Source organism: Cognatilysobacter xinjiangensis (assembly GCF_014651995.1).
GTDB classification, from domain to species: Bacteria; Pseudomonadota; Gammaproteobacteria; order Xanthomonadales; family Xanthomonadaceae; genus Cognatilysobacter; species Cognatilysobacter xinjiangensis.
Map to the genome: position 1 here is coordinate 856,499 of NZ_BMXY01000001.1, position 23,071 is coordinate 879,569.

At 68.5% G+C, this 23,071-nt stretch carries 19 protein-coding genes; 9 read left to right on the forward strand and 10 right to left on the reverse strand.

Going from position 1 to position 23,071, the window contains the following annotated elements; translation table 11 throughout:
- Nucleotides 1-21: 21 nt before the first annotated feature.
- From IE066_RS04060 to IE066_RS04095, 8 genes are all read left to right on the forward strand, one after another.
- Nucleotides 22-1,953: a methyl-accepting chemotaxis protein gene (locus IE066_RS04060; protein ID WP_189447068.1), complete on the forward strand. Its 1,932-nt coding sequence runs from the start codon at nucleotides 22-24 to the stop codon at nucleotides 1,951-1,953.
- A gap of 164 nt (nucleotides 1,954-2,117) precedes the next feature.
- Nucleotides 2,118-2,882 carry a fumarate/nitrate reduction transcriptional regulator Fnr gene (fnr, locus tag IE066_RS04065; RefSeq protein ID WP_189447069.1) on the forward strand — a complete coding sequence of 255 codons (765 nt, stop codon included), beginning with the start codon at nucleotides 2,118-2,120 and terminating at the stop codon, nucleotides 2,880-2,882.
- 191 nt (nucleotides 2,883-3,073) lie between these two features.
- A complete protein-coding gene (locus IE066_RS04070) occupies nucleotides 3,074-3,433 on the forward strand; it encodes a DUF2946 family protein (protein ID WP_189447070.1) in 360 nt (119 codons plus the stop codon).
- 39 nt (nucleotides 3,434-3,472) lie between these two features.
- Nucleotides 3,473-5,551, forward strand: coding sequence for a TonB-dependent copper receptor (locus IE066_RS04075; protein WP_189447071.1), 2,079 nt, complete (start codon nucleotides 3,473-3,475; stop codon nucleotides 5,549-5,551).
- 160 nt (nucleotides 5,552-5,711) lie between these two features.
- A complete protein-coding gene (locus IE066_RS04080) occupies nucleotides 5,712-8,039 on the forward strand; it encodes a nitric-oxide reductase large subunit (RefSeq protein ID WP_189447072.1) in 2,328 nt (775 codons plus the stop codon).
- Between the two features lie 135 nt (nucleotides 8,040-8,174).
- Entirely contained in the window at nucleotides 8,175-8,318 is a 144-nt protein-coding gene (locus IE066_RS04085; protein WP_189447073.1) for a hypothetical protein, read from the forward strand.
- The gene (locus IE066_RS04090; RefSeq protein ID WP_229790653.1) at nucleotides 8,315-8,566 is read left to right on the forward strand and encodes a DUF6522 family protein; all 252 of its coding nucleotides are present in this window, start codon (nucleotides 8,315-8,317) and stop codon (nucleotides 8,564-8,566) included. The genes IE066_RS04085 and IE066_RS04090 overlap by 4 nt, the downstream gene beginning before the upstream one ends.
- Nucleotides 8,567-8,584: 18 nt before the next feature.
- The gene (locus IE066_RS04095) at nucleotides 8,585-9,664 is read left to right on the forward strand and encodes a PLP-dependent cysteine synthase family protein (RefSeq protein ID WP_189447074.1); all 1,080 of its coding nucleotides are present in this window, start codon (nucleotides 8,585-8,587) and stop codon (nucleotides 9,662-9,664) included.
- A gap of 120 nt (nucleotides 9,665-9,784) precedes the next feature.
- Here the strand turns inward: IE066_RS04095 and azu are convergent, their stop codons facing one another.
- On the reverse strand, nucleotides 9,785-10,246 hold the full coding sequence (gene azu / locus IE066_RS04100) for an azurin (protein WP_189447075.1): 462 nt from the start codon (nucleotides 10,244-10,246) through the stop codon (nucleotides 9,785-9,787).
- A 162-nt stretch (nucleotides 10,247-10,408) separates the two neighbouring features.
- Complete coding sequence (gene nirK, locus IE066_RS04105) at nucleotides 10,409-11,797, reverse strand: copper-containing nitrite reductase (RefSeq protein WP_229790654.1); 1,389 nt, start codon at nucleotides 11,795-11,797, stop codon at nucleotides 10,409-10,411.
- A 215-nt stretch (nucleotides 11,798-12,012) separates the two neighbouring features.
- Here nirK and IE066_RS04110 point away from each other — a divergent pair, with 215 nt between their 5' ends.
- Nucleotides 12,013-13,209 carry an alginate export family protein gene (locus IE066_RS04110; RefSeq protein ID WP_189447077.1) on the forward strand — a complete coding sequence of 399 codons (1,197 nt, stop codon included), beginning with the start codon at nucleotides 12,013-12,015 and terminating at the stop codon, nucleotides 13,207-13,209.
- Between the two features lie 3 nt (nucleotides 13,210-13,212).
- On the opposite strand, the gene IE066_RS04115 is transcribed toward IE066_RS04110, so the two are convergent.
- From IE066_RS04115 to hemN, 8 genes are all read right to left on the reverse strand, one after another.
- Nucleotides 13,213-14,325, reverse strand: coding sequence for a GGDEF domain-containing protein (locus IE066_RS04115; RefSeq protein ID WP_189447078.1), 1,113 nt, complete (start codon nucleotides 14,323-14,325; stop codon nucleotides 13,213-13,215).
- 28 nt (nucleotides 14,326-14,353) lie between these two features.
- Nucleotides 14,354-16,309 carry a pyridoxal phosphate-dependent decarboxylase family protein gene (locus tag IE066_RS04120; protein WP_229790655.1) on the reverse strand — a complete coding sequence of 652 codons (1,956 nt, stop codon included), beginning with the start codon at nucleotides 16,307-16,309 and terminating at the stop codon, nucleotides 14,354-14,356.
- Nucleotides 16,310-16,316: 7 nt separating this feature from the next.
- The gene (locus IE066_RS04125; protein ID WP_189447079.1) at nucleotides 16,317-16,718 is read right to left on the reverse strand and encodes a SirB2 family protein; all 402 of its coding nucleotides are present in this window, start codon (nucleotides 16,716-16,718) and stop codon (nucleotides 16,317-16,319) included.
- Between the two features lie 8 nt (nucleotides 16,719-16,726).
- Nucleotides 16,727-17,947, reverse strand: coding sequence for an NnrS family protein (locus IE066_RS04130; RefSeq protein ID WP_189447080.1), 1,221 nt, complete (start codon nucleotides 17,945-17,947; stop codon nucleotides 16,727-16,729).
- Between the two features lie 45 nt (nucleotides 17,948-17,992).
- Nucleotides 17,993-18,229, reverse strand: coding sequence for a hypothetical protein (locus IE066_RS04135; protein WP_189447081.1), 237 nt, complete (start codon nucleotides 18,227-18,229; stop codon nucleotides 17,993-17,995).
- A 161-nt stretch (nucleotides 18,230-18,390) separates the two neighbouring features.
- Nucleotides 18,391-20,697 carry a nitric-oxide reductase large subunit gene (locus IE066_RS04140; RefSeq protein WP_189447082.1) on the reverse strand — a complete coding sequence of 769 codons (2,307 nt, stop codon included), beginning with the start codon at nucleotides 20,695-20,697 and terminating at the stop codon, nucleotides 18,391-18,393.
- 100 nt (nucleotides 20,698-20,797) lie between these two features.
- Nucleotides 20,798-21,439: a helix-turn-helix domain-containing protein gene (locus IE066_RS04145; RefSeq protein ID WP_229790656.1), complete on the reverse strand. Its 642-nt coding sequence runs from the start codon at nucleotides 21,437-21,439 to the stop codon at nucleotides 20,798-20,800.
- Nucleotides 21,440-21,569: 130 nt separating this feature from the next.
- Nucleotides 21,570-22,970 carry an oxygen-independent coproporphyrinogen III oxidase gene (gene hemN / locus IE066_RS04150; RefSeq protein ID WP_189447084.1) on the reverse strand — a complete coding sequence of 467 codons (1,401 nt, stop codon included), beginning with the start codon at nucleotides 22,968-22,970 and terminating at the stop codon, nucleotides 21,570-21,572.
- Nucleotides 22,971-23,071 lie beyond the last annotated feature (101 nt).

A 23,071-nucleotide genomic window follows, 5' to 3' on the forward strand; every position in this document is an offset into this window, starting at 1 on the left:
TTACATCACGGTCTCTCCCCCATGTTCCCGCGCACCGCCGGCATGTTGAGTCGTTTCGCACGCACGTCCGCATCGAATACGCACGCCGGCCAGCTCGCCGCCCTGCATCTGTCACAGGCGGTCATCGAGTTCGACCCGGACGGTCTGATCCTCGACGCGAACGCCAACTTTCTCGCCCTTTTCGACTGCACGCTGCAGGAGGTGTGCGGCGGTCACCATCGCACGTTCGTGGATCCCGCCTACGCCCAGACGGCGGCCTATGCCGACTTCTGGACGACGTTGAAGCGCGGTGAGTTCGTGACGGGCGAGTTCCAGCGATTCACGCCCGGTGGCCGGGAAGTCTGGGTCCAGGCCACCTATAACCCGATCTTCGACCGCTCCGGACGCCTGGTACGAGTCGTCGAGTTTGCGACGGACGTGACGGCGCGCAAGGCCGCGGAGATCGAGGCCCGAGGCCGCATGGCCGCGATCGACCGATCCATGGCGACGATCGAGTTCGATCTCAACGGGACAATCCTTGCCGCCAACGACAACTTCCTTGCGCTCATGGGCTACAGCCACGAGGAGGTGGTGGGCCAGCACCACGGTCTGTTCGTCGCGACCGCTGCACGCGAAAGCGAGGCCTATCTACAGTTCTGGCAGAAGCTTCGCGAAGGTCGGTTCCAGGCAGGCCAGTTCCATCGCCTCGGGAAAGGCGGGCGTGATGTATGGATAGAGGCGAGCTATAACCCCATCTTCGACGTGACCGGGCGGCCCTATAAGGTCGTCAAGTTTGCCTCCGACGTCACGGCGCAGCGAGGCCGGAACGCCGACTACGAAGGTCAGATCCGGGCGATCCACAAGGTTCAGGCGGTTATCGAGTTCGACCTCGGGGGAACGGTCCTCGAGGCCAACGATCACTTTCTAAGCGCGGTCGGTTATTCGCGCGAGGCCGTTGTCGGGCGGCACCACCGCATGTTCGTCGATCCATCGGAACACGGCAGCTCCGCCTACCGACAGCTCTGGGAAAAGCTGGGCCGCGGCGAGCCTGATTCCGGGCGCTATCGTCGGCGACGTGCCGACGGCAGCGACCTTTGGCTCCAGGCGTCCTATAACCCCATCCTCGATGCCGCCGGGCGGCCCTACAAGGTGGTCAAGTACTGCACGGACGTCACGGCGCAGGTGGAGCAGACAGAGGCGCTCAAGACGCTGGTCGCGCGCATCGAGCGGATGGCGCTGGCGATCGACAGCGGTGCCCGCGAAATCGCTTCTGGCAATTCTGATCTGTCGGCGCGAACGGAATCGCAGGCGGCAGCGCTTGAGGAAACGGCAGCGACGATGGAGGAGTTCGCCTCAGCCATTCTGCAAACGGCCCAGAACTCGACGAAGGCTCACGAGCTGACCGTTCGTGCGGCGGATGCTGCGCGTACCGGGCATGCCGTGGTGGATCGTGTCATCGAGGCTCTGCGCTTGATCCGGACGGCGAGCCGCAAGGTGAATGAGACGCTGGGTGTCATCGACGCGATCGCGTTCCAGACGAATATTCTCGCGCTGAACGCCGCCGTGGAGGCTGCGCGAGCGGGCGACAAGGGGCGGGGGTTCGCCGTGGTGGCGACAGAAGTGCGCGCTCTGGCCCAGCGCTGCGCAGCATCCGCACGTGAGATCAAGGCGACCTTGGCCGAGTCGGGCGATGCCGTCAGTGCGGGCACGACGCGCGCGGACGAAGCCGGCGATGCCATGCGTGCGATTCGCGACGCCGTGGATCAAGCGACTGCACTCGTCGCTGACATCAGCGCCGCGACGCAGGAGCAGCGGACGAGCGTCCAACAGGTTAATGGCGCGCTCCAGTCCATGGATGAGGCGACGCAGCGCAATGCCGCCCTCGTGGAAGAGGTCGCAGCCTCCTCGGCCCAGCTGGAGGCGGCAGCAGGTGGTCTTCAAAGTGCGCTGCTGACCTTCCAAGGACGCGCTTAACGCGGCTGCCTCAGGGCGCACCGCATCGGCGGGGTAGAGCAGCAGGGCGCTGCCGTATAGCGCCCTGGTCGGTCGCCTCCGTCCATGACCGCATGCCGGGCCGCTTCATAAGGAATGGAGGCGGCCGGGGTAGTCTTTCTTGACTCCGGCCACTGCCGCTAGCTATGTCCACCACTCCGCTTGACGTGCTGACCCTTCGACGCGGCTGTGCGCATTGCACGCTGCAGCAGCTCTGCCTGCCCGCCGGCATCGGCCGCGAGGAGCTTGAGCGCCTGGACGAGATCGTCAAACGCAAGCGCCCGGTCGAGGTGGGCGAGCGTCTGTTCCGGCAGGGCGACGGCATGGATTCGGTGTTCGTCGCGCGCGACGGCGCGTTCAAGACCGTGCTGGTCAGCGAGGATGGCGAGGAGCAGGTGATCGGCTTCCACCTGCCGGGCGAGCTGATCGGCCTGGATGCGCTGGGTTCGGGCGAGCATCGCTGCGAGGCGGTCGCCCTCACGCGCGCGAACGTCTGCGAAGTGCCATTCGACGACCTGTCGGGCGTGGCGGCGCGGATTCCCGGGCTGCAGCGTCAGCTGATGCGCGTCATCGGGCAGAGCGTCGGCCGCGACCAGGACCATCGCGAGATCCTCGTGCGCCGTCAGGCCAACGAACGCATCGCGCTGTTCCTGCACGGGCTGAGCGAGCGCTTCGAGACGATCGGGCAGGCGGCGGACCGCCTGCGCCTGCCGATGAGCCGCGAGGACATCGCGCGCTTCCTCGGCCTGGCGCTGGAGACGGTCAGTCGCGGCTTCACCCGTCTGCAGGAGGACGGCGTGATCGCCGTGCACGGTCGCAAGGTCGAGATCCTCGACATGGACGAGCTGCAGCGCCTCGCGCACGGAGGCGAAGCGGCGCCGACAGTAAAGAGCCGACGCCGAATGGGATGAGCGTGCTTCGGGCCCGACTGCCGGAGCGAGTTCTATCAGCTCGGCGGAGCGTGCGAGCATGCTTTGAGTAGCGCAGGCAGGAGACGCCACTCGCGTTGTAGCCGAAGGCAACGAGCGGAAAAAGCTCATCAAGGACGTCCGAATTGATCCGGATCAAGGCGCCACGCCGCGGCGTCCGGACAATCGCATCCATGAACCGGGGATTCCGCCGCAGCACCCGCCTCCTGGCCCTCTGGGCCATGCTGATGCTCGCGTTCGTGCCGACGACGGGTCGCCTGTGGAAGGCGGCCGCGGGCCCCCATGCCCTCGTGGGCGAGCATCACGCCGGCGCGCACCATGGCCGCGGCGCACGCCCGGACGCCATGCAGCACGGCGATGGCGATTGCGCGTACTGCGTACTCGCCTCGGGGCTCGCCTCCGCGGGTGTGCAGTCGCCGGCCGTGTTCGCCTCACCCGCGGGTTCGACCCTGGAGCCGGTCGGAGCTGTCGATGGCCGCCGCGTGCCGCCACGCATGGGTCTGGGAGCGCGAGGGCCGCCGTCACGAGGTTGACGGCCGCCATCCACGCATCCGCTTCCATCGAGAATTCCCATGATCCGTTCGCCCTTTCCGGCGATGGCCAGGCGCCGTCTTGCCTCCGCCATCGCACTCTCCGTCTGCATCGCCGGCGTGCACGCCGAAGCCGTCCACGACAACGACGCCGCGCCCGACCTGCTGCTCGACCGCGTCGTCGTCACCGGCGTGCGCCCGGTGTCCGCGCTCACCTACGAGACCGATCCGCGCAAGCCGCGCCAGCCGATCCCGGCGAGCGACGGCGCCGATTACCTCAAGACCATTCCCGGCTTCAACGCGATCCGCAACGGCGGCACCAACGGCGATCCCGTGCTGCGCGGCATGTTCGGTTCGCGCCTGAACCTGCTGACCAACGAAGGCGCGATGCCGGGTGCCTGCCCGTCGCGCATGGACAACCCGCTGTCCTACGTCTCGCCCGACACCTTCGACCAGCTCACCGTCGTCAAGGGCCCGCAGACCGTGCTGTGGGGCCCCGGCGCGTCCGCCGGCACGGTGCGCTTCTCGCGAGATCGCGAAATTTTCGCCGAGCGCACGGTGAAGGGCAGCGGCGCGCTGCTGTTCGGCGACAACGGCCGCAACGACCAGGTGGGCGACGCTACCTTCGGTGCGCCACTCGGCTATGCGCGCGTGTCGGCCAACCGCTCCGATTCGGACGACTACCGTGATGGCAACGGCGATGTCGTGCCGTCGCGCTGGACCAAGTGGAACAGCGACGTCGCCGTGGGTTGGACGCCGGACGACTCGACGCTGCTCGAGGCCTCCTTCGGCCGCGGCGACGGCGAGGCGCGCTACGCGGGGCGCGGCATGGACGGCGCACAGTTCGTGCGCGAAAGCCAAGGCCTGCGTTTCGAGAAGCGCGGCTTCGACGGTGCGCTGGACCGCGTCGAGGCGAACGTCTACCGCAACCGCGCCGACCACGTGATGGACAACTACACGCTGCGCACGCCGAACCCGTCGAGCGCGATGCCGATGCCGATGGCCTCGAACGTCGAGCGCGTGACCACCGGCGGCCGCGCCGCCGCGGTATGGGCGGTCGATGCGATCGAGATCACCGCCGGCATCGATTCCATGGCGAGCGAGCACCGCACGCGCAGCGCTTCCGGCATCGGCGCCTACGCGCTGCAACCCTGGGCGCTCGACGCGCAGGTGCGCAACAGCGGCGTATTCGGCGAGTTGGCATGGCGCACGGGCGAGGGCCGCGTCGTCGCCGGCGCGCGCGCCGACCGCGCCGCCGCGCGCGACCTGCGCGCCACCACCGGCATGATGCGCATGCCCAACCCGACGCGCGGGCAGACGCGCGAGGAAACGCTGACGGCGGGCTTCGCGCGCTACGAGCACGGCACCGCCGCGAAGGGCCTGTCGTGGTACGCCGGCGTCGGCCATACCGAGCGCATGCCCGACTACTGGGAGCTGTTCTCGGCCACGCGCGGCCCCGTGGGGTCGGTCAATGCATTTAGCGGCGTCGACACCGAAAAGACCACGCAGGTCGACCTCGGGCTGCAGTACAAGTCGGCCAAGCTCGACGCCTGGGCGTCGGCCTATGCCGGCCGCATCGACGACTTCATCCTGTTCGACTACGTCGCCGGCGGGATGATGGGCACCACGACGACCGCGCGGAACGTCGACGCGGACATCCACGGCGCCGAAGCCGGCGCGACCTGGAAGCCGGCCATGCACTGGCGCGTGGAAGGTTCGCTGGCCTGGGCCTGGGGCGAGAACCGCACGCAGAACCGTCCGCTGCCGCAGATGTCGCCGTTCGAGGCGCGGCTGGGCGTGAACTGGAACGACCACCATCGCTGGTCGGCCGGCGCGCTGCTGCGCGGCGTGGCGCGCCAGTCGCGCGTAGCCCCGGGGCAGGGCAACGTCGTCGGTCGCGACCTGTCGCCGACCGCGGGCTTCGGCACGCTGGCGCTGAACGTCGGCTACCGCGTCAACGACATCGTGCAGTTGAGCGCGGGCGTCGACAACGTGTTCGACCGCTACTACGCCGAGCACCTGAACCTCGCCGGCAGCGCGGACTTCGGCTATCCGGCCGATCCCGTGCGCATCGCAGAGCCGGGCCGCACGGCGTGGGTGCGGGTGTCGATGAAATACTGAAGCGCTGTCGGTGCCCGCAGAGCCGGGCAACTGCAAGCGCCACGCCGGATGCCGCGCCTCGTGCGCGGCATCACGTTTCTGCGGCGGAAGCTGAACGTCCGTTGACCTGGGCTTGACCATGCACGTGGAGGATGAAGGTCCACCGCATCGGGAGAGTGCCTTGGACAGCACCCGCAAGTTGTGGATCGGCCTTGCGATCCTGCTCGTCAGTTCATTCGCCGTGCTGCTCTGGGCCGGCGGCGCGATATTCCGCGCCGCCCCGCCCGTGCCCGAACGCGTTGTCGGCCCCTCCGGCGAAGTGGTCTACACCAAGGCGGATATCCAGCGCGGGCGACAGGTCTGGCAGTCCGTCGGCGGCATGCAGCTGGGCTCGATCTGGGGACACGGCGGTTACGTGGCGCCGGACTGGAGCGCGGACTGGCTGCATCGCGAGGCCGTCGCGGTGCTCGACGGCTGGGCCGTGCGCGAGGGCGCGAAGGACTATGCCTCGCTGACGCCGGTGCAGCAGGGCCGGCTGCGCGTCGAGCTCGAACCGCTGATGCGTCGCAATACCTACGATCCGTCGACCGGAACGATCACCCTCGCCGAGGACCGCGTGGCGGCGGTGCGCACGGTGGCGCGGCATTACGAGAACCTGTTCGGCAACGAACCGTCGACGGCGAGCCTGCGCGAGGCCTATGCCATGCGCAACAACACCATCGCCGACGCCGAAAAGCGTCGCGCGCTGACGGCGTTCTTCTGGTGGACCTCCTGGGCTGCCGCGACCGAACGCCTCGGCGAAGCCGGCGAGACGATCGCGCCCACCGGCCCGATACAGAACCATCGCGTCACCTATACCAACAACTGGCCCAGCGAGCCGCTGATCGGCAACCGCCCGGCGCCGTCGCTGTGGCTCTGGTCGGCGTTCAGCGTGGTGTTCCTGCTCGCCGGCATCGGCCTGCTGGGCTGGCACCATGCGCGCACGCACGAGGACGATCGCCCCGAGCGCCTGCCCGATACCGATCCGCTGGCGACGCTGCGCATCACTCCGTCGATGCGCGCGACTGCGAAGTACTTCTGGGTGGTACTCGCGCTGTTCCTCGTGCAGATCCTGCTGGGCGCGATCACGGCGCACTACCAGGTCGAGGGACAGGAGGCCTATGGCTATGCGATCGCAGACGCGCTGCCCTACGCGATCACGCGCACCTGGCACACGCAGCTCGCGGTGCTGTGGATCGCCGTGGCCTGGCTGGCGACCGGTCTCTATATCGCGCCCGCGTTGTCGGGGCATGAGCCGAGGTTCCAGCGCCTGGGCGTGAACTTCCTGTTCACCTGCCTGCTGATCATCGTGGTGGGCTCGTTCGCGGGCCAGTGGCTGGCGGTCATGGGCAAGATGGACCTGGCGTACAACTTCTGGTGGGGCCACCAGGGCTGGGAATACGCGGACATGGGCCGCTTCTGGCAGTGGTTCCTGTTCATCGGCCTGCTGCTGTGGCTGACGCTGGTGGGCCGCGCGCTGTGGCCCGTGCTTCGCCAGCGTGCGAACGAAACGCGCACCATCGTCGGCCTGCTGTTCCTGTCCACCGTCGCCATCGGCCTGTTCTTCGGCGCGGCGCTGATGTGGAACGAGCACACGCATATCAGCGAGGTCGAGTACTGGCGCTGGTGGCTGGTGCACCTGTGGGTCGAGGGCTTCTTCGAGGTGTTCGCCGCCGCGGTCATGTCGCTGATCTTCGTGCGTCTCGGCCTCGTGCGCGTCAAGTCCGCGACGACCGCAGTGATGTTCGCGACGATCATCTTCATGGCCGGCGGCGTGCTGGGTACGTTGCACCACCTGTACTTCGTCGGCACCCCGACGTCGGTCGTCGCGCTCGGCGCGAGCTTCTCCGCGCTCGAAGTGGTGCCGCTCGCCTACATCGGCTTCGAGGCCTATCACACCTATCGGCTCGGCAGTGCGACGCCGTGGATGGCACGCTACAAGTGGCCGATCCTGTTCTTCATCTCGGTGTCGTTCTGGAACCTGATCGGCGCGGGCCTGTTCGGTTTCCTCATCAACCCGCCGCTCTCGCTCTACTTCATGCAGGGCCTGAACCTCACGCCGCTGCATGGCCACACCGCGCTGTTCGGCGTCTACGGCATGCTCGGCATCGCGCTCGTGCTGTTCTGCGTGCGTGGCCTGCGGGGCCAGATGAAGTGGGACACGAGGGCGCTCAAGCTGTCGTTCTGGGCGCTGAACATCGGCCTGGCGATGATGGCGCTGTTCACGCTGCTGCCGCTCGGCATCCTGCAGTTGCTGGCGGCAATCGAGCATGGCTACTGGTACGCGCGCTCGGCCGAGTTCATGCAGAAGCCGATCGTGGACATGCTCGTATGGATGCGCGTGCCGGGCGACACGGTCTTCAGTATCGGTGCGCTCGCGCTTGCATGGTTCATCTTCAGGCTGTGGGTCGTGCCGCGGCCCGACCCGGAGTTCCAGTCGACGGCGCCGGTTCCCGGAAAGTCGAATTGATAGTCGAGACGGGCCGCGCGAGCGGCCCGTTTCCATTGGCGCGGGCGGTCGCGGTCGCGGCCGGGAATGATCTGGGTCAAGGCGGTCGAGTGGGCGGGCGGGCAGCCTGTGCGTACCGTTGGAAGGAGCTTTGCCATGCAGGACCTCGACTTCCTCTCCGCCGAGGCCATCGCCGATCGGGAGTGCATCGATGCGCCGTCGATCGCGGCGCGCGTGGCCGACGCCGCCCGCGACTTTGAGTGCCTGCACGGGGAAGTCGCGGCCGAGTGCGTGCCGTGAGCGCGGAGCTGCCACCGGGCGGCATCGAGGTCGACGCTGCGCTGGTCGCGCCGCGGCTCGACCTCACCGTCGACGACTTCCGCCGCCTGATGGCCGAGGGCCGGATCGGCGTGCTCTGCGAACGCGGCACGGGTTCCGACGAGGGACTCGTGCGCGCGACGTTCTACCATGGCGATCGACGGGCGCGGCTCGTGCTCGACCACGACGGGCGCCTGCAGCAGACCGACGACGCGCCATCGCCCCCATAGCCGCAGGACCGCCACGCCGTGCATGACGCGACCGCCCCTGATTCCGTCCCCGGCCGCGACTGGGTGCACGCGGCGATCGCCAGCCTGCAGCGCGAGGCGAGGCGGTCGGCCGACACCCACCTGCTGCATGTCGCGCTGCCCGCATTTCCGGGCATCGATTTCTATTTCAAGGACGAGGCCTCGCATCCGTCGGGCAGCCTCAAGCATCGGCTCGCGCGCTCGCTGTACCTGTTCGCGCTGTGCAATGGCCGCCTCGCCGAAGGGCAGGCGGTGGTCGACGCGTCCTCGGGCAGTACGGCGATTTCCGAGGCCTGGTTCGCGCGCCTGCTGGGCCTGCGCTTCACTGCCGTGATGCCGGCGTCCACCGCGCCTGACAAGATCCGCAACGTGCGCGCGCTGGGTGGGGAATGCGAACTGGTGGACGATCCGGCCAGCGTGCGGGCCCGTGCCGCCGCACTCGCCCGCCACGGCGCCTGCTTCCTCGACCAGTTCGGCCTGGCCGAGCAGGCGACCGACTGGCGCGGCAACAACAACATCGCCGAATCGATCGTCGCGCAACTGGGCGCCGAAGCGCATCCGCAGCCGGCCTGGATCGTCTGCGGCGCGGGTACCGGCGGCACCTCGGCCACCATCGCGCGCTACCTGCGCTATCGCGGGCTGCCCACGCGGCTGTGCGTGGCCGAGCCCACGGGCGGCGCATTCGCTGTGGGCTGGTCCAGCCGCGATCGCAGCGCCGTCGCCACGCGCCCGAGCCTCATCGAGGGCATCGCGCGGCCGTGCGTGGAGCCGGGCTTCCTGTTCGAGCTCGTGGAGGCGGTGATCGAGGTCGACGACGTGGAGTCGATCGCCGCCGCCTGGCTGCTGCGCGACATCGTCGGCGGCTGGTACGGCGGGTCATCGGGCACCAATCTCGTGGCCTGCCTGCAGCTGGCCGAGGCGATGCGCGCGCGCGGCGAGCGCGGCAGCATCGTGAGCCTGCTGGGCGATCGTGGCGAGCGCTATGCGCAGTCGCTGTTCGATCGCGCATGGCTGGCCGCGCGTGGCCTGGAGGTCGATGCGGCAGTCGGGCGCCTGGCCGTGCGCATCCACGGCCGCTGAGGCGGCGAGGCAGCGCGCCGCATGCCGGCATCCCCAAACAGGAACGCCTGCGGCGGGCCGCAGGCGTCGGTTTCCATCGGTGCCGGACCTGCGGCATCCCGCAGGCCCGGCGCGGACGGCTTACTTCACGGTGAGCGTGCCGCGCATGATCGACGAGTGGCCCGGGAAGGTGCACACGTAGGTGTAGGCCTCGCCGGCCTTGAGCTTGCCGACAGGGATCGCGACCGTGGTGCTGCCGCCGCCGCCGATCAGCTTGCTGGCCGCGACGACGCGCGCGTCGCCCGCCTTCACATAGTTGGCCGCGGCACCGGCCTTCATGCCGTCGGCGGTGATGCCGGCGATGTCGGCGGTCTTGCCGAGCACGAAGTTATGGCCCATCGCGGTCACCGGCAGCTGGCCGACGTGCTTCAGGGTGACGGTGAAGGTCTTGCAGCTCTTCGGCACCGTGAGCGCCTTGGTGTTGAACTGCATGGCGTCGTTGGATTCGACGGTCGCCGAGCACTCGGCGGCCGCGGCGGTGTTCGCGAAGGCGGCCAGGGCGCCGAGGACGAGCAGGCTGGCGACGTGCTTGGTGCGGATCATGTTCGTACTCCGGTTGAGCGTTGCGTGTCTTGGTGATGCGTAGTCTGCGCGGGGCGCCGCGGGCGCGCCTTGATCCAGATCAGAATGGAACGCGGATCATCGGCGGGTACGGCGGCGATTCAGGCAGGGACCGCGCGTCCGGCGCGGCCCCCGCGGTGCGGCTCAGTGACCCGAGTTCGGATCGTGCGCCTGGTCGGTCTTGAACACCGTGTCGTCGGCCTTGCCGTTGACGTGCAGGAAGCCGGCGAGGCCCTTCTCCAGGCGCGAGAGCGCGTGGTCGACGAGGATGTACTTGCCCGGGTAGTCGACCTTGAACTCGACCATCGTCGCGCCGCCCGGCGGCACCAGCGTGGTCTGCACGTCCTTGAGCGGCGGGCTGGTCAGCGACGCGAGGTCGTAGACGCGGTCGAACACTTCGCCAATGACGTGGAAGCTGGAGGTGAGGTTCGGGCCGCCGACGCCGAAGAAGATGCGCACCGTCTCGCCGACGTCGGCTTCCATCTTGTACGTCTTGGTCAGCGCGTCCATCGAGCCGTTGAACGTCATGTGCTCGGGATGCTCGTTGAGCAGCTTGTCGAGCGAGAACTCCTGCAGGCCCTGCGTGCCGTGCTTCTGCGCGGTGTAGAGCTCGCCCTGCATGACGTAGAACTCGCGGTCGACCTTCGGCAGGCCGCCTTCGGGCTCGACCAGGATCATGCCGTACATGCCGTTGGAGATATGGTGCGCGACCATCGGCGTGGCGCAGTGGTAGACGTACAGGCCCGGGTTGATCGCCTTGAACGTGAAGCTCTTGGTCTGGCCCGGCGCCACCTGCGTGACCGCCGCGCCGCCGCCGGGGCCGGTGACCGCGTGGAAGTCGATCGAGTGGATGTTGACGCTGTCGGGCGCGTTGGTCAGGTTGATCTTGACCGTGTCGCCCTTGCGGATGCGCAGGAACGGGCCCGGCACGCGATCGTCGAAGGTCCAGTAGCGGTACGTGCTGCCGTCGGAAAGCTTGCCCTCGATCTCCTTGGTGACCATCGAGATCTCGAGGTTCTGCGCCGCGCGGTTGCCGACCGGCTGGCCGACCTTCGTCGGGTCCATCGCGATCTCGGCGGCCGTGCTCGCGACCTGCTTCACGTCGCCCACGATCAGCTTGCCCACCATGCCGGCGGCCTTGTGGCCCGGCAGCGTGCAGTAGTACTCGAAGGTGCCGGCCTTGGTGGCGCGGAACACGATCGTCGTCGACGCGCCCTTGTCGGACAGCTGGTCGGACTTGGCGGCGAAGTCGGGCACCGCGATGTCGTGCAGCGCGCCGTCGCCGTTCACCAGGTTGATCTGCACGACCTTGCCTTCCGGCACGCGCAGGTCCGGGTTCACCTGGCCCTTGATCGCGCCGGCGTCTCCGATGAAGACGAGCTTGCCGTCGGCGATTTCGGTGCGCAGCGTGAAGACGATGTCCGCGACCGGCGCGACGTTGGTGGGCGCGCCGTGGGCGCTGTGCTGGGCCAGGGCCGGCGTCGCGGCGCCGAGGGCCAGTGCGATGGCGAGAAGAAGCGCGGACTGTTTCACGTGTGGCTCCGATGTCATGTGTGGTGTTCGGTTCGGAGCGAACGTTACGCCCAGGTGAAACGCGCCGTTCTGATCTAAATCAAGTGGACGCCGCCTGCCGCATGAAAGTGCGACCGCGTCCGCGGCCATGGCCGTGCGGCACCGTCGCGTTGACATGGATCAATGTGAGGCCGACGACCCTCGTCGATGCTGCGCGCACTTCCGAGGAGCCACCCATGCGCAGCGCCATCCCACCCGCCATCCTCCTGTCGATGCTCAGCCTGCCCTGCGCCGCGCAGGCGCCGCTGGACGTCGAATGGAACGCACGCCTTCGCCACGAGTCGGTGTCGGACGACGCCTTCGTGCGCGACGCGCAGGCCGCCACGCTGCGCGTGCGCGCCGGCCTGCGCTGGACCGCGACGCCGCACCTCACCGCCTTCGTCGAAGGCGAGGCGGTGGGCGCGGCGATCGACGACTACAACGCCGGCACCGGCGCGCACAACGATCGCCCGGCCGTGGGCGATCCGGAGTCCGCCGAGATCAACCAGGCCTGGCTGCGCTGGCGCAACGGCACGGTCGAGGCCACGGCCGGCCGGCAGCGGCTGGCTTTCGACAACCAGCGCTGGCTCGGCAACGTGGGCTGGCGCCAGAACGAGCAGACCTTCGACGCGGTATCACTGCAATGGCAGCCGTCGACGTCGACGACGCTGCGCTACGTGTGGCTCGATCGTGCGCATCGCGTCGCCTCCGACCGCGCGGTCGACCCGCTCGCGCGCGAGCGCCGGCTCGACGGCCACGCGCTCAATGCCGCATGGACGCGCGGGCCTCACCGCCTCGGCGGCTACGCGTACCTGATCGAGGACGAGGACGTCGCGGCTGCCTCCACGCGCACGGTCGGCGCACGCTACGCGCTGGCGTCCGCCGCCGGCACGCGGCCGTTCGGCGCCACGCTGGAATGGGCGCGCCAGCGCGACCATGCCGCCAACCCGTTGCGCTTCTCGCATGCCTACTGGCTCGTCGAACCGGCCTGGGCCACGCGCTACGCGACCCTGCGCGCCGGCTGGGAACACCTCGGCGGCAACGGCCGCCACGCGCTGCAGACGCCGCTGGCCACGCTGCATACGTTCAACGGCTGGGCCGACAAGTTCACGCTGACGCCCGCAGCGGGCCTGGAAGACCGCTACCTCGCGGCGACCGGCAACCTCGCGCGCGCACGCGCGCAGGGACCGCTGGAGTGGACGGTCGCCTGGCACGCCTACCGCGCCGACGTCGGTGGCGCGCGATACGGCCGCGAGTGGAACGCATCGCTCGGCCTGCCGTTCGGGCCACGCTGGCGCGCGCTGGCGAAGGTCGCCGACTACCGCGCGGCGACGTATGCGCGCGACACCACCAAGCTCTGGCTGCAGCTGGAGTGGGCCTCGCCGGCGAAGTGAGCCTCAGGCGGCGTCGGCATCGGCCGGCGCCGCCACGCAGCGGTCGCGTCCGTCGGTCTTGGCGCGGTAAAGCGCCGCGTCCGCGCGCGCAAGGTCGTCCTCGATCGCCGCGTCCGCCCGCAGCCGCGCCACGCCGATGCTGATCGTGACCGACAGCGTCGCCGTACCGACGTCGATGGCGAGCGCGGCGACGCGGCGGCGGATGCGCTCGGCCGCGCGCATCGCGTCCTCGAGTGAACTCTCGGCGAGGATCAGCAGGAATTCCTCGCCGCCGAAGCGCGCGCCCAGGTCGCAGCCGCGCAGCTCCGCCTCGATCGCCTCCGCGACGGCCTGCAGCACACGGTCGCCGGCGGCATGGCCGTAGCGGTCGTTGACCTGCTTGAAGCGGTCCAGGTCCAGCATCAGCACCGTCGCCGCACCGTGCCCGCGCGCGATCCGGCCGCGCTCGACGGCCAAGCGTTCGAGCGCCGCGCGCCGGTTGGCCAGCCCCGTCAGCGCGTCGTGGCTGGCGTCGTCGCGCGCCGCGCTCAGGCCGACCAGCAGGCGCAGCTGCGCCTCGCATATCCACGCGGCCATGCCGAGCAGCAGCGCGAGCAGCAGCGCGTCGCTCCATGCCGCGGCGCGGGCGGGCATATGCGTGGCCACGAGGCCGATGACGAGCGCGGCCACCGGCGCGGCGCCCAGCCGCAGCGCCTGCGGCCAGCTGACCGGGAACAGGGCGATCTGCGCGGCGATGACGAACGGGGCGAGGCCGTAGCTGATCGCCGCGGCGCTGGAGGGATGATGCTTCGCCAGCAGCGCCTGCATCAGGCCGAAGCCCAGTGCCTGCAACCAGACGAACAGCCTCAGCACGACCTGCGAGGGCAGGCGGCGCCCAAGCGTGGCGAGCGCGAACAGGCCCGCGGCGATCACCACGCGGCCGGCCGCCGCCAGCAGCAGCGCAGCCTGCGGCAGCACCAACGCGTCCAGGCCTATCCAAGCCAGCGTGAGCACCGCCAGCGCGGGCGCCAGTGCCAGCACGCGGCTGCGGATCAGCGCCTGCTGGTGCGCCACGCAGGTCGCGGGAAGCGCCGCGCGCGCACGGATGACGCGCCGGTGTGCAGTCTCTTCCGTCATCGCCTTCCCCCGGAGGCCGTGATGGAGATCAGCCGAGCAGTGCCCGGATGCGGGTTTCGAGGTGCTCGAAGTATCGATCGATGTAACTGATGCCGTTCTCGGTGTCGATCAGGTACGGATTCATCAGGGTGTGGCGCAGGATCACAAGCCGGTCCGCATCCGCCGCGGGGCCGAAGCTGGCGGCGTCCAGGCCGAGGCGGCCAAGGATCGCCGCGAGCTCGTCGGCGCCGACCGATTCGGGGCGCAGCGTGGTCGACGAGCCGAAGAACTGCTTCGTCTGCAGCGGCTGGCGTGGATCGCAGCGCAGTTCGTCCTGCAGGCGCTGCACGAACGCGTTCGCGACCGCGACGTCGCGGTTGCCGGCCGGGTTGAGCGCCAGGCACACCAGGTTGCTGTCGGGCGCGAACGGCAGGCAGGCATGCACCACGTCGGCCATGCGCGCGGCGAAGCGCGCGGCCGCGTCGGCGAAGGCTTCGGCGGCGCGGATGGTCTGCCGCGGCAGCGCGCCGAAATGCTCGTGGTCGAGAGGCAGCACGCGGTGGGTGACGTAGACCGCGGCGGCGGCGGCGCCGGATTTCGAGCCCTCCGGAATCACCTGGCCGAGCCTGCGGTGCCGCGCGAAATAATCCTTCGGCGCCTCGCCGTGGAAGACGTAGTCGGCCTGCTCGGCCAGCAGCGCGACGGCACGGTGGTCGCGGCAGACGAACGCACCGGCGCCGTAGGGCAGATAACCGAGTTTGTGCGGATCGACGGTGATCGAATCGGTATTGCCGAGCGCGGCGAAGGCGTCGTAGACGTGCGGCTGCGGGAAATGCGCGTGGTCGGCGAGGATGTCCAGGCGCGGGCGCAGGCGGCCGTCGCGCTCGCGGAACAGCGTCGCGAGGTAGCCGCCCCAGGCCGCGTCGACGTGCACCCCGAAGCCCAGCCCGCGCGCGGCGAAACGCTCGCGCGCCTGCACCAGCCGGTCGATCGGGTCGACGGTGCCGTACTCGGTGGTGCCCAGAACGCCGACGCAGGCGAGTACCGGCCGGCGTTCGTCGAGGCAGCGCTGCAGCAGCGCCTCGAGCGCGTCGGCGTCCATGCGCATCCCGGCCTCGGACACGCGCAGCAGCTGCGCGCGGCCGAGGCCCAGCAGCTTCATGCCCTTGCTCCACGAGTAGTGCGCGGTGACCGGCGCCAGCACGACCGGCTCGCGCAGGTCCGGATGGCGACGGAAGAACTCCGCGAGCCCGAGCTGCTCGATGCGCTCGGCCTCCACGCGCGCGCGCCAGTCGCGGCGCGCGTCGGCATCGAGGCCTGCGAGCCGGGCCTGCCAGCGCTCGTGCAGTGCGATCGAGGCCGACGGCGCGAGGTTGAACGCCGCCCAGTCGTCTTCCGGCACGCCGATGTCCGGCACGCGTGCGGCGCGCAGCGCGAGCGGGAACGCCTTGAGCGCGAGCGCGAGCCGCAGCGCCTGGTAGTTGGCGACCGTGCCCCCGGAGGTGAGGTGGCCGAACGCACAGTGCTCGCGCGCCGGGTCGTCGCAGTAGCCGAACATGCGCGCAAGCTGCAGGCCCACGCGCACCTCCAGCTCGACGGTGACCGGCGCGGCGTCCTCGCTGACGTTGTTCGGGTTGTAGGGCAGCGTGAGCATCTGCGCCGCGAGCCCGGGCAGCAGCAGGTCCGAGGCCATATGGCCGATGTAGCGCGGGCTGTGGAACGGCACGGACTTCTTGAGCGCGGCCGATAGCGCGTGCAGCTCGCGGCGCATGCGCGCCTCGAAGGCCTGGTAGTCCCGATGCGAGGCCGCGTGCGTGGGAATCGCCGGCGGGTCCTCGGGATGGAAGTTGCGGCGCCAGTACACGTGGTCGCGCAGGAACTCCACGACCAGTTTCTCCAGCAGCGTGTCGTTCTCGCCGTACGGGCCGAGGAAGCAGGCATCGAGCGTGCGGCGCTCGTCGTCCGCCCGCACGGTGGCGGGCGCGGTGTCGATCATGGCGCTCATGCGGGCCTCAGGCGAACAGCGGGTAGAACACGCCCAGCGGATGGTGGGCACGCGCGACGCCGACGATGTAAGAGAAGGTGGCGAGCGCGGCCACGTAGGCGATGGCGCGTGCGCGATGGCTGCGCGCACGCTTGAGCGCGACGGTGCCGAGCCCGATGTAGACCACCAGCAGCACGATCTTGGTCGTCAGCCAGCCGTTGGCGAACAATTCCTTCGGTAGCAGCGTGAACAGCATCAGTGCGGCGGTGAGCAGCGTGGTGTCGATGGTCCAGCTGGCGATGCGCACGACGAGCGCGTTGGGCCAGCGCATGCCGGCGAGCAGCGCGCCGCCGCGCAGCGCGAACAGCAGGCCGCTGGCGAGCACGGCGAAGATGTGCACGGACTTGATCTGCGGGTAGAACTCGATCATCGCGGGCCTCAGCCGGGGCGCCCGTCGGCACGGGGCGAGAGATAGATGCGGCCGATGTTCGCGATCCACGGCGCGAGCGCGAGCAGCCAGGCGACGGCGGAGGCCGCCTGCCAGCCGAGCGTATCGGGCGCGATGTCGGCGGCGATGCGCAGCACGGCCGTCACGTTGATCGCGACGAAGGCGTAGAGCGCCACGCGCGGCATTACCAGCGGCCGTCCCGAATGGCCCTGCGTCACGCGCGTGACCATCGCCACCAGCAGGGTGCCGAAGAAGCCGACGAAGACCGCGTGGGCGGGGCCGCGGCCGAGCAGGAACTGCCCGGTGGACAGCAGGATCAGGCTCTGCGCCACGTACAGCGCGAAGGCCGCCGGCAGCCAGGCGAAGCCGGCGAACAGCGTGGTCAGCAGCGCCGGCTTGCGGCCGCGCGGCCACCAGCGCAGCAGCATCGCGAGCGTCAGCGCGAGCAGCGGCAGGTCGGCCAGCCACAGCCAGGCGTAGGCATGCACGAGCTCCAGCGCGAGGTGCGCGAGCAGCAGCGGCCAGGCGACGGCGAGCAGCCACAGCGGGCGCCACGGCCGGTAGCCGGGCACGGCGTTGCCGGCGAAGAACGGGAACATCCGGTGCGCGACGCTGAAGTAGACCGGCAGCAGCAGGCCGAACGTGCCGAGCTTGATGCTGGCCATCACCCAGGCCGGCGAGGCCAGCCCCAGCAGGTAGGCGCCCCAGGCGAGCAGGCCGATGAAGCCCAGCAGCAGCGCCGCGAAGCAGGAGCGTGCATGCCAGGTCGTGCCGGCCTCGCGCCACAGCACCGGGGCAAGCGTCGCCAGGCCCGCGGCCCAGCCGGCCAGCGTCATCAGAAAGCCGACCACGAGGCCCGCATCCCAGCCGACCGCACCCAGCAGCGTCGCCAGCTGCCCGCCGAACAGGCCGATGCCGACGGGCGCATAGCGCCAGCGCTCGAACTCGCGCAGGCCGGTCCACTTGGGGAACGTGGTCAGCAGGAAGCCGAAGATGAAGCTCGGCAGCATCTGGTACTGCATGACGAACGCATGCAGCCACCCCGGGGGCTGCGTCGGTTGCGGCGTCGCCGGCACGCCCCAGCGCGCGCCGGCGAGCCATGCGCTCCACCAGGCCATCGCGAGCAGCACATTGCTCGCACCGATGAAGAACAGGAGGCGATGCGGGGCGTTCAGCAGGCGGGCGAGCGACGGCGCAGGCTTCGAATTCATTGGAGCGACCTTGTCGAGCGCATGATTCGTGGTGGTCAGAAGCGCTCAGCCACCGCAACCGCCGCAGCAGTCGGACGGGATCTTAGCAACCTGGGCTTCCTGAGTCGGCAACCCGGCCTGCGAGAGGACTGTCGCGATCTGGACGGGCTGCAGGTAGCTCGACAGACGCAGAACCGCGTGGGCCGCATCGAAGTCGACGACGGCCGCGGGATCGGCATCCGCGAGGGCGGCCGTAAGGCGCGACATATCAGGGGCCGCCGGGGTGGGAATCTTGAATTGCATGTCTGGGCTCCGAGGGTGCGTCCTGCGAGGCTCGCAGGCGGCGCCGTGGCGGCGCAGCGACAGGATCGGCGCCGACCGCTCGGGCCGCGCTGATCTGAATCAAGTGGGCCAATAAAAACGGGGCGGCCGTGGCCGCCCCGTCCAGCTTCTGCAGCGTCCAGTCAGACCTCGCGCGCGCCTTCGCCTGCCGGCACCGGATCGCGACGCGGTGCGACCCACAGGCGTAGTACGAACCAGGCGAGGGAGACGGCGCCGACGCTGAAGACCGTATCGCCCGGCACGCGCATCCATACGAGCATGTCGATCAGCGGCTGCTGCATGAACTCGGCCGAACGCGCGTATGCGTAACCGTGGTCGATAGCGGCGATGAGCTGCAGCACGCCGAGCGGAAGCAGGGTGAGCAGCGCCATCATGGCGAGGCCGATGTTGAGCGCCCAGAACGCCAGCTTCAGCGGCCCGGTGTGCCACACCATCTGCCCACGCAGGCCACGCACGCAGAACAGCAGCAGTGCGATTCCGAGCATGCCGTAGACACCGAAGAGGGCCGTATGGCCGTGCAGCGCCGTCAGGTTCAGGCCTTGCATGTAGTACAGCGAGAGCGGCGGGTTGATGAGGAAGCCGAACAGCCCGGCACCGACGAGGTTCCAGAAGCTCACCGCCACGAAGAACAGGATCGGCCACTTGTAACGTGCCATCCAGGGCGTGGCCTTGCCCATCCGGTAGGTGTGGTATGCCTCGAAACCGATGAACGCCAAGGGCACCACTTCGAGTGCCGAGAAACTGGCACCGAGCGCGACCACCGCGGTCGGCGTACCGACGAAGTACAGGTGGTGCAGGGTGCCGAGCACGCCGCCCGAGAGGAAGACCACCGTCGCGAACAACACCGCCGTCGCTGCCGACTTCGCTCGCAACAGGCCGAGCTTCACGAATATCAGCGACATCACCGCAGCAGCGAACACCTCGAAGAAGCCCTCGACCCACAGGTGCACCAGCCACCAGCGCCAATACTCCACCTCCGAGATATGCGTGTGCTCGCCCCACATCAACGCGGATGCGAAGAACAGGCCGATGCACACCGTCGACAGGAACATCAGGCCAACGATTGGCTTGATCTCACTCGTCTCCGACTTGAGCACTGGCCAAAGCGCCCGGCCCACCAGCGTGAGCCACAGCAATAGGCCCACGAACAGGAACCACTGCCAGAAGCGTCCCATGTCGGCGTACTCCCAGCCCTGATGGCCAAACCAGAAGTTGCTGGCGAGGCCGAGCTTCTGCTGGACAGCCAGCCACTGGCCGGCAAACGAACCGACGACGATGACCAAGAGGCAGCCGAACAGGAAGTTGACGCCGAGGCGCTGGAACTTCGGCTCGTGGCCCGAGATCGCGGGCGCCATATACAGGCCGGTCGCAAGCCAGGCGACTGCAATCCAGAGCACGGCGAGCTGCGTGTGCCAGGTCCGCGTGATCGAGTAGGGGATGATGTCAGAGAGCGCGAAACCGTACGCCTCCTGGCCTTCGACTTGGTAGTGCGCAGTGATCGCCCCGAGCAGTATCTGGGTGAGGAACAGCGCGAGTACGACCCAGAAGTACTTGGCTGTGGCACGCATCGAGGGCGTGATCCGCAGCATCGCGAGCGGGTCGGTCGCAGGCAGCCGAGTAGGGCCCTCTTCCTGATGGGACCGGGCGTAGTGCCATCCGAGCAGCCCGATGCCAGCGAGCAGGAACAGCACGCTGAATACCGACCAGCCCCACAGGGGTGCGGCCGGCGTATTGCCGATCAACGGCTCATGCGGCCAGTTGTTGGTGTAGGTGACCGCCTTTTCAGAGCTCCCCTTCGCGACGATGCCAATTTGAGGGCGTTCGGTGCCTGCGGCCCACGCCGACCACCAGAAGAACGCGGACAGCGCCTTGCGGTGCGCCGCATCGGGCACGGTGTCGTTCTTCATGGCATAGGCTTCGCGCAGCGACGCCGTAGCCGGATCTCGTCCGAACAGGCTCTCGTAGTGAGCCGACACCGACGAGGCCGCTAATACGCGTGCCTCCGGAAGAGTGATCGTCTGGCTGGCGGGGTCGTAGGTGTTGCCACGCATGATCGGCTGCAGCCGGGCGCGAAGCTTCGCCTGGGTTTCGGCGTCCAGCCCTGCGTAGTTGGCAGCGCCCTCGGCGACCGCCCAGCCATCGAGGACTGCCATGGCCTCGCGATGGAGCCAGTCGGCGCTCCAGTCGGGCGCCACGTAGCCCCCATGCCCCCAGATCGAGCCCAGCTGCATGCCGCCCATCGACTGCCAGACTTGGCGGCCGAGCTGGATGTCGTCTTTCGTGTAAACCACTTGCCCCGATTCGCTCACCACGCGTTCCGGTACGGGCGGCGCGGTGCGGAAGATCTCTCCGCCCGCCCACAACAGCACCGAGAACGACGCGACGAGCAGGACCGCCAAGCCCCACCACAGTCTGCGTGTACTGCTCATGTCACCTCTCCTTAGGGTTGAGGTGCATGCTCGATGGACCGGGCGGGCGCCACATTGACCTGAGTCAACCCGGCGCCGGTTTGTCAGCGCGGAACGGCTACTAGGCGCGGAGCACAGGTGCGGCCAGGGCCTCCAGAGCATCCGGCACGAGCAGCTGCAGCTCCCGGCGCTCGACCGTCACCCAACCTTCGACCTGGAAGCGCTTGAGCACCCGACTTACAGTTTCTGGCGCCAAACGTAGGTAATTGGCGATATCGGTGCGGGCCATCGTCAGCTGGAAACGATGTGGTGAGAAGCCCCGGGCCGCGAGGCGGCGAGAAAAGCCGATCAGGAAGGCCGCGAGACGCTGATCAGCCGTGAAATCCCCTGCTAGCTGGGAAGCGCGACCGATGTCGCGGCTCATCAGCCTGAAAAGCTGCCGCTGCAGACCGGGCACGCGGGTCGCGAGAAGCTCCATCTGGGGAAACGAAAAGCGGCACAGCATGACCGTGTCGAGGGCGACGGCGTTGCACGGGTAATGGTCGGTGTCGATCGCGTTGAGACCGATGACCTCGCCGGGCAGATGGAAGCCGAGGACGTGCTCACGGCCGTCCCGGTCGACCACGTAGGTCTTCACGGTGCCGGCGCGCACGGCGGCGATCGCGTCGAAATCGTCCCCCTCGCGGAAGACGTGCTCCCCTGCCCGGATCGGTCCGACGTGCTCGACCAGCACGTGCAGCTCCATAAGCGCGGACTTGTCCATGCCTTGCGACAGGCAGGCATCGGAGAACGCACAGGTCGAGCAGAAATGGAGCTCGTCGCCGTCGTCCGAGAGAGTGCGGGCATCCTGTCTGGGAAAGGCCGTCGGGTTCAGAAGCGTCTCCCGGGTGGGTTCAGACCGCGCGCGAGAACCGTGGGCGCACCACGTTGTCCGGCGGGTCGAGGTAGGCATCGAAGCACATGGCGATGTTACGCAGGAAAAGTCGACCCTGCGACGTCGCCACGATCTTTCCCGCCTCCCGCCGGACCAGGCCATCCGCCTCGAGCGTGGCGAGCTTCTCGAGCGACGTCGCAAAGTAGCTCTGGAAGTCGATCTGGTAGCGCCTTTCGAGCGGCTCGATCGGGATCTCCGCCTGGCACATCAACGCCTGGATCACGTCCGCGCGCAGCTGATCGTCCTCGCTGAGTGTCAAGCCTCGGAACACCGGGAGCCGGCCTTCGTCGAGCGCGATCTCCCAGCTGGGTAGATCGCGAGGGTTCTGGCTGAACGTGGTGCCGATATGGCTGATTGCACTGACGCCGAGGCCAATCAGATCGCTGTCGGCATGCGTGGTATAGCCCATGAAGTTGCGGTGCAGGCCGCCGCGAGCCTGGGCAATCGACAGCTCGTCGTCAGGCAGGGCGAAGTGGTCCATGCCGATGTAGAGATAACCCGCATTCGTGAGGCGCGTGATCGCCAGGGAGAGCAGGGCCAGCTTGTCCTGCGGGGTGGGAAGCTCTGCCTCTTCGATCTGCCGTTGGGCACGGAACATTTCCGGCAGATGAGCATAGCTGTAGACCGCGATCCGGTCCGGCCGCATGGCGAGGACTTCATCCAGCGTGCGACCGAAGCCTGCCAGCGTCTGCTTCGGAAGCCCGTAAATGAGGTCGATGTTGACCGAGCGGAATCCACTGGCCCGACAGGCGTCAACGGCCGCCTGGGTTTCCTCGACGCTCTGGATCCGGTTCACCGCGACCTGCACGACCGGATCGAAGTCCTGGACACCGAAGCTCGCCCGGTTGAAACCAATACGGCCGAGTTCCGTAATGTCGGTGGGCCGTATGAAGCGTGGGTCCAGTTCTATAGAGATATCGCGACTTTGATCGTCCGAGAAATAGAAGTGCCGGCGGAGCGTGCCGATGCATTCTTCAAGCTGGGCAGGCGATAGGAAATTCGGGGTCCCACCGCCAAAGTGCACTTGAATGACTTCCCGATCGCGGTCGAACCTCCCGGCCACCAGCGCGACCTCGCGATAGAGCCGCGAGAGATAGAGTTCGCTGCGCGTCTGGTCCCGTGTGATGATGCGGTTACAACCGCAGTAGAAGCATGGACTGAAGCAGAACGGCACGTGGACATATAGCGACAGCCTGCGAGGGATCGGGTCACCGTTGCTGCCGGTAATCGCTTCACACAACCGTGTCTCGTCGAAACCGCCGACGAACTGGGGGGCGGTCGGGTAGGAGGTGTAACGAGGCCCGGGTGCGCTATACCGCTCCAGGAGGTCTCGATTCGGCAGTGCAGTGAAGGTCGCCATGGACGCAGGGTAGGGGGCATCCCTATGCCCGGCCTTGATCCGGGTCAATTTCAGGGGGATTCGTCCGGTCGCGGTTTCCAGCAGCTTCAGGTCCTCAAAGC